This window comes from Sulfurimonas sp., assembly GCF_047622445.1.
In the GTDB taxonomy this organism is placed as follows: domain Bacteria; phylum Campylobacterota; class Campylobacteria; order Campylobacterales; family Sulfurimonadaceae; genus Sulfurimonas.
In genome coordinates, this window is record NZ_JBLHOE010000097.1 from 1 (window position 1) to 7,722 (window position 7,722).

Here is a 7,722-nt window from a genome sequence, read left to right on the forward strand (position 1 = left end):
GAGTAACCTGTAATCTTTAAAAATCCATCATTTGCAGAGATAATTGATCCATCCAAAGCAGTTATTAAAATTCCTTCTGTTGTATGCTCAAAAACTTTTGAACTTTGCTTTAGTTGAAGTTCTAGTAATTTATGTTCTGTCAAATCATGGATGATTGATTGATGATAAACTTCATCACCAATATCAATCAGAGTACTATAAATCTTTAAATATTGCTTAGTATTATCATCTAATATTCGTATTACTTCATAACTATCTTGTCCCTGATTATCTAAAGTATCTATATGCTTATCGGTCAACTCTTTAGATTGAAATGACTCAAGCGCATCTATGGATGAATATTCTTCTAGTGATTCAGGATTAACATCAAGAAGTTTACGAGCTTTTGAGTTAATTGATTTTACTTTTCCAGTGCTATGGTCTGTTAGGACAATAGCGTCTGAGGCATTGTAGAAAAGTTGATTAAACATATCTTCAGATTCTATACGTTCAGTTATATCTTCAATTATGATTAAAAATAGTTTTTTAATATCTTTAGATATTTCAGGAATTATTCTTATAAAGTAATTCTTATTTACTCTATTAATTTTATAACTTAATGAATAGGTAATAGGGTCATCTAATTTATTTAAATCATTAAAAATACTACATATGTTTTCAGCCTGTTGTGTTTTAAAAATAGGATAACTACATAAGTCAATATTCTTTCTATAATTTATATTGAGGTTAAAAAACTCTTCACCCTTTTTGTTAATAAATAAAATTTCTTTCTTATCATTTATCCTGATAATGACATCAGGTATATTATTCCCAAGAAGTTTAAAATTTTCTAATTGTTGATTTAATTCTTTAGTTAATATGTACTCCTTACTAACATCCGTAAAGATATAAAACACTCCTATTATTTCTTGATTTTTAGGGCTAAAATGTGGTATTGACTCAATTTTTAACCATATTATATTATTATTTTGAGGTCTTTTGATAGCAAAAACAAATGGACCCGTTGACTCTTTTTTTTGAGCTGTTTTAGCAAATGGCAATTCATCTAAAGAAACTATTTCCCCATCCTCACCTACAAATGTCCAATTAAAATAGCTAAGTTGATTACCGATACATTCTGCTTCTTTTTTACCGATAATCTTTAATGCAGTTGAGTTCAAATCGACTATGCTATTATCTGCATTTAAGCATACAACACCTTGTTGTGTATTGTCAAAAAGTGCTTTAAATCTATCATCTTTTTCTTTTTTGGAATGCACATCTATAATTGAAAGTAAAAAAGTGTCACTATCATCTGTTGACCATTTATGATAATGCAATATACAATATCTAAAACCTACCTTTGTATGAAGTAGTACCTCTAATGAAGGATGAAATTCATTTTTGTTATGTATCCAATCTAAGAACTTGGTCATTTCACCTTTATATAGATGTGTATAAAAAGGGATATTTTTAGAAAGAAAAGTTTTTGAATTAAACATTCTCAACGCTTCTTTATTCGCTCTAGTTACATTGAATTTTTTCGTTAATAACATATATGGAATTGGTGCATGAGTAAAAAGAATTTCTAGTTCACTTTGAGCCTCTTCTAAATTAAAGATGTTAGTTTGAAGTTCATCATTTTGTGCTTCTAGCTCAGCTTGATAAATTTCATTAATTTGAATAAGTTCATCCATCCCTTTATTAAGATGATTTTCTGGTATATTTGCAGACGAATTTTCTAGTTTATCTAAAGCGAGATTCCTTAATCTCTCATATTCTTCTTTTTTCACTTATTACCTTCATTTTCGATCACTAAAAACTCTCTTTTAATATTTTCTAGCATATGTTCGGTAAGATCAATATTTGTGCCTACAATCTTAATTAATGTACCCTTCTTATCAAAGATAGGGTTACCAGAGCCTTGAACATAAGCCAATTTTTTATTAGGTTTTATTATACGAAATAATAAACTATAAAATCGTTTCTCTTTTATTGCGTTACCAAATTCTTCTTGTACTGTTACTACATCATCCTTATGAAGTAAATCATTCCATACCTCAGGTAATAGTTCTGTTGTATCACTTACGCCAAAAATTTCATAAGAGCGCTTATCCCAAAAGACAACTTTTGTGATCATATCCATCTCCCATAAGCCAATATTCGCTGATTGAGTAGCTAAAGATAATCGTTCCTCACTCTCAAAAAGTGATAATTTTATTTTTTCATCTTTTGTAATATCTTTTAACGTCCCTACAGCATGTAATACTTTATTATCCTTGTCTCTATTGGAAGCCGCAGAAAGACACTCTACCCATATTGTCTTGCCTTTTTTATTAATCATTCTATGGCTACTTCTAAATGCATCAATTGTACCATTAACGTAATTTTCATAATTTTTACTAAAATCTGATAAATCATCTTCATGAATATGATTATAAAGCCACTCTTTCATATTTGTTTTATCAGAAGGTAATTCCCCTTGTTTATAGCCAAGGATATTAGTCCATTCTTCACTCCAAATATCGCCTTCAATCGCTGGAATATGATAATCACATATACCTAGATTTGCTCCCATGAGTGCTACTTCGAGTCGATTATTAGTCTTTTCATACTTTTTATTTATCTCTTTTATTTGACGAGTGGAGCTTTCTTTTTCATCATAAATTGAACGTAGTTCTGCATATGCTGTTTGTAGTTCTTCGTTTGTTGATTGTAGTTCTTCATTTGTTGTTTCAAGTTCTTCGTTTGAACTTTGCAACTCTTCATTTGAACTTTGCAACTCTTCATTTAAACTTTGCATCTCTTCATTACTTGTTTCTAATTCTTCTATAACTGTTTGAAGATACTCTTTTGCTCTTGAGAGCTCATCTTCTAGCTCTTTATGATGGGCATCATTATTTTCTGGTACTTCTGAATTGTAATATCTAAAGTCTTTAGAATCTTCCTCTTGAAAATAAATAAGAGTTAAATTTGATTGATTTTTTTTCTTAATGGGTATAACAACAAATCGAACAAATTTAACTACTTCATCAAGTAAAATAACTTTTTGAAAATTTGATTTTGACACAGTATTATCTTTCGCACTCATATGAATAGAAGCTCTTAACTCTATACTTAAAGCAGAATTGATATTTCTATAAATATTTTGACTTTGTTCTCCGTCAGGTCTTGTAAGATAAGGATTTGCCCCTTTTACAAATACGATATCCATACTGTCATTCACAACGATAGCCATAGGAAGAATATTTTCAGTTACATAATCAACTACAATATCACCTATAGTTGGTTTTTTTACTTCGCTAATAATTTTTGCACTGTTTATCAAATCATTTTTTTCATATGCTTGTGCAGTTGGTGGTGGATTCTTTTTTCCGAGATAAGTGGATTGATATATTTTCCATTTTGTGTCAATAGTTTTAAAATAACTTTGAAAATGCCCTACAGATTCACTTTTACCCAAAAATAATATGGCATTATCATTCAGTGCATAATGAAATTCTGGAAAAAGTTTTTTTTGTAATTCTTGCGAAAAATAGATAAGAAGATTTCTACACACTAGCATATCCAATCGTAAAAAAGCTGGATCTTTTAAAATATTATGTTTTGAAAATATAATCATCTCTCTTATAGGTTTTATAACCTCATAATGCTCAGATTTTATCATAAAATGTTTACTGCGTAATTTTTTATCAAGTTCAATAAGGGCACTTTCTGGATAGATTCCTTTTCTTGCAAAAAATAATGCATTTTCATCAATATCTGTGGCAAAGATCTTAATATTATATTTACCTATGTTAGCACCTAAAATCTCACTTAAAACAATTGCTATACTATAAGCTTCTTCACCCGTTGAACATGCTGGTGCCCAAATTCTAATTTGAGTTCCTTCTTTATTTTTTAAATATGCTTCAAACTGTTCTATCAATGAGGAAAAAGAATCTCCATCTCTAAAAAATGAAGTAACCCCAATAAGTATATCTTCAAATAGTGCTTCCGGTTCATCTTTATTTTTTAAGATATAAGCATAATAATCAGCCATACTTATTATTTTTAAAGCAATCATTCTTCGCTCAATTCGTCTCTCGATTGTGCTTGGTTTGTAAAGATTAAAGTCAACACCTTTAACATCATGAACTTTATTTAAAATATTTTTATATATATTTTGAGAATCTTTTATCGCTTTTGGAATAATCGCTTTATCCGCAAAATCTAATATATCTACAAGCTCTTGACCCATTTTCTCAGCTTGTAAAACAATCCCTACTGTTCCAGTGTTAATCGCAGAATTTGGCATACCATCATACTTCGCAGTTGTTGGCTCTTGAACTAATGTAAAACCTCCAGCAGCCTTAATAGCTCGAACACCACGACTTCCATCACTTCCTGTCCCTGATAAAATAATACCTATACTTTTTTCACTTTTATTTTCAGCTAAAGATTCAAATAAGAGATCTACAGATGGTTTTGGACCATTGATATTTAATTTTGGTTTACTTAGTAAAATTACATTATCTTCAACAAAGATATTTTCGTTTGGTGGACAAACATAGATTGTATTTGCTTGTATAGTTAATCCATCTTCTGCTGGGAAAACTTCAAGACTAGTATTTTTACTTAAGAGTTCAACCATAAGACTTTTGTATGTTGGTGAAAGATGTTGAGCAATAATATATGCCATTTTAGTTGTTTTTTCAGGTAAACCTTGTATGAATAGTTGTAAGGCTTCTAAACCTCCGGCACTTGCACCTATCCCAACTATTATTAACTCTTTTTCTCTTTTCATTAGATTAAACCTTGTGTTTATTTTATAAGTATTATTAATAATCGAAGTTTTATAAGATATATTTTATACTTATAAAGGACTTGGCTATAAAATGGTATTTCTATTTTTGCATTATACAAAGGATATAGGTCAACTGTTGGTCACAGTATTTGAAATCTGGGTTAATGAAGATTAAAAAAATAGTAGTCGTAGGCATTAATATAAAAAATAAATTAAATTTGCTGTCATTATATGCCTATAAAATATAATTTGGATGTATCTGTTAAATGTGAAAAATTCAAGAAACTCTTATATTTGGAACACGAAGCACTCATATTAGTTTTCTGTGTTCCACAAACCTTAAGGACTTTTGGAAGAAACAAGTAAGCTTTTAAAAAATATAAGCAATTGAGAAAGTGTTAAACTCCAGTTCCAAATTGGCATTGATATGACAAAGTTTTTTATTGTACAAATATATTTTTTCTGCAACATTTGCTATGATTTATTAAAATTTAGCAGGTTAAAGATAATATGTTGTAAAAAAATGTTGTAAAATTTAATAATTAATATCTTAATATAGCTTATTTAAGGACTATATTAGGAATGAGCTAATTAATCCAATTAGTCCACCAAATACACCACCCCATACAACTAACCAGGAAAGATGCTCTTTAATTAACTTTTGAACAATCTCCTTCACCATTTGTGGTGTTAGTTCATCTAGTCGTGAATCTATTACATTTTCAATAGATTCAAGCATATCATCATTTAAAGATGAACTTTGCATGTGAGAACTTAGTGTTGCATTAAAAGTGTCAGAATTCACTATTTTAATAACAGCAGCTTTCATTTTATTTGAAAATGGTTCACGAAGTGCATCAAGTGCTGATTCGCCACCAAACATGCCAAGCATACCGCCAAAAGATGATTCCATAACTGTTTTACTTAGTGCGTCAAAAGCTGGGGCAAAATCTGTTTCTTCTATGATTGGTTCAAGGTTGATCTTTTTCTCTTCACTTGCAAAAAATGTGTCAAGTTGTTCACGGGTAAAAAACTCTTGCATCATAAGGTTTTTGATAGCTTCTTTAAATGCTTCAAAGCGAGTAGGGATTACACCCGATCCATAAAGTAAAGGAACTTTTTCAAAAAGCATATGGATTGCAAGTTGATTTGTAAGAGCACCAGAGAGTGCAAAAAGACCGGTAAAAAGTAAGAGTGAAGAGTAGTCGTTTTTTATTATAAAAGACAAGGAAATGAAGAGAATGGCGATGAGATTTGTGAGTAGACTTTTATTGATTGTCAAGTATGTTCCTATTGATATATTGATTGAGAGTATAGCGTAAATTTATAAGGAAATATTTAGGTATAATCATACTAAAGGAGTCAAAATGAAATTTATATTTATGTTGTTTATGCTGTCGAGTTTACTGTTTTCTGGGCAAACGCAAATTATACTTGGGAGTTACTCAGTACAAGCTAATGGTGAACGAGCTTTAGAAACTGTAAATAAGCAAATACAAAAGGATATACAACTTCAAGACTTTATGAAGGACAATTCACTGAGAACGATTAACACAGTGATAAGTGATTACACAGTTGTTTCGATTAACGCATTTGACTCTTACAGAGACCTTCTTAACACGATAAATGTTTTTAAAGTGTATTACGGTGACGCTTTTGTACTCAAATACCCAACAAAAAATATAAAAGATGCTCAAAGCATAGAAGAGATCGAAGAAAAAGCTAAAGTGGAACAAATCATTGAAGATACAGCTCATGAAGAAAAAGAGTTAAAATCTGAGATTGTAGAAGTAGAGTCTACCATAAATGACGAACCTGAGCTTGTTCAAACTGAAGATAAAAACGAAATATTAATACAAGAACCTGCTCAAGAGACACCAGTTGAACAAGATACTGCCTATAAAGAAGAAAGTATTTCAGAACCTGTACAGATAGAAAAAGAAGAAAAATCCCAAATTGAAGAGTATATTATATACCTTGTTGCTCTAGCAGCGCTTGCATTACTAGCAGCTGGAATCACAGTATTTAAAATTGCTAATTCTAATACAAAAAAACAAGCAGATAATGATTAAGTTTATAGAGTATTTTTTACAAAATAAGAGGCTCAATTATGCGCTTCTTATTTTTTTCCTTTTTTTAGGTTATAACGCGTATGTAAATATTCCTAAAGAGATGTTTCCTCCAGTTGAACTTGATAAAATAAGTGTTCAAGGTGCTTATGCAGGAGCAAGTGCAACAAATATGGACAAGATGGTTGTTCGTGACATTGAAGATGAACTGAGTAATATCAGTGGCATAGATAAAACTGAAACTACAATTACTCCAGGCTCTTTCATAATAATTTTAACCCTCAACGAAAGCTCTAACAGAATTAATGTACTTAGTAAGGTAAAAGACTCTGTAGCTATTTCTAAACAGTTTCTACCCTCAGATATGGATGAGCCCATAGCTAAACTATTAGATAAAAATAGACCACTTATTAATCTCGCAGTTTCATCAAATAAACTATCTTTAGGTGAACTTACTGTAATTGCTCAGGATATAAAATCTAAACTCTCAAAAATCTCAAATATTAGTGAAATTTCTATCCGTGGTGATTCAGATGAAGAGATACTAATAAGTATTAATTCAGAAGCTATTATGGCTTATGGACTTAACCCTTTAAATGTTATCGCTGCGATTAAAAACCTTTCTTATATTTTTCCTATTGGTAAGATAGAAGAAGCGGGAAGTTTCGCATTTATCTCTACGACAAATGGAAAAGAAAATGTACAAGAGTATAAAGAAGCAATTTTAAATATAGAAGGCAAATACATAAAACTTGGGGATGTGGCTGAGGTAAAACTTCACCACCCTCAGACAAAAACGCTATCAACATTTAACTCAAAGCAGGCATTAACCCTTGTTATTTCAAAGGGTGAAAATGGGAATGCTATAGAGTTATCTAAAGTTCTACG

5 protein-coding genes are annotated in these 7,722 nt (G+C 30.3%); 2 read left to right on the top strand and 3 right to left on the bottom strand.

The window, feature by feature from the left end; genetic code table 11:
• From ACI9TV_RS15215 to ACI9TV_RS15225, 3 genes are all read right to left on the bottom strand, one after another.
• Nucleotides 1-1,772 (bottom strand): PAS domain-containing protein (locus tag ACI9TV_RS15215; protein WP_415251677.1); only part of this gene is annotated, 1,772 nt, incomplete at its 3' end.
• The gene (locus ACI9TV_RS15220) at nucleotides 1,769-4,765 is read right to left on the bottom strand and encodes a chemotaxis protein CheB (protein WP_415251678.1); all 2,997 of its coding nucleotides are present in this window, start codon (nucleotides 4,763-4,765) and stop codon (nucleotides 1,769-1,771) included. The genes ACI9TV_RS15220 and ACI9TV_RS15215, both read right to left, overlap by 4 nt.
• A 571-nt stretch (nucleotides 4,766-5,336) precedes the next feature.
• Nucleotides 5,337-6,047 carry a DUF445 domain-containing protein gene (locus ACI9TV_RS15225; RefSeq protein ID WP_415251679.1) on the bottom strand — a complete coding sequence of 237 codons (711 nt, stop codon included), beginning with the start codon at nucleotides 6,045-6,047 and terminating at the stop codon, nucleotides 5,337-5,339.
• 85 nt (nucleotides 6,048-6,132) lie between these two features.
• Here ACI9TV_RS15225 and ACI9TV_RS15230 point away from each other — a divergent pair, with 85 nt between their 5' ends.
• Together ACI9TV_RS15230 and ACI9TV_RS15235 are read left to right on the top strand one after the other, a co-directional pair.
• The gene (locus tag ACI9TV_RS15230) at nucleotides 6,133-6,837 is read left to right on the top strand and encodes a hypothetical protein (protein WP_415251680.1); all 705 of its coding nucleotides are present in this window, start codon (nucleotides 6,133-6,135) and stop codon (nucleotides 6,835-6,837) included.
• Nucleotides 6,830-7,722, top strand: an 893-nt coding sequence (locus ACI9TV_RS15235) for an efflux RND transporter permease subunit (protein WP_415251681.1), incomplete at its 3' end; no start/stop codon positions are given. The genes ACI9TV_RS15230 and ACI9TV_RS15235, both read left to right, overlap by 8 nt.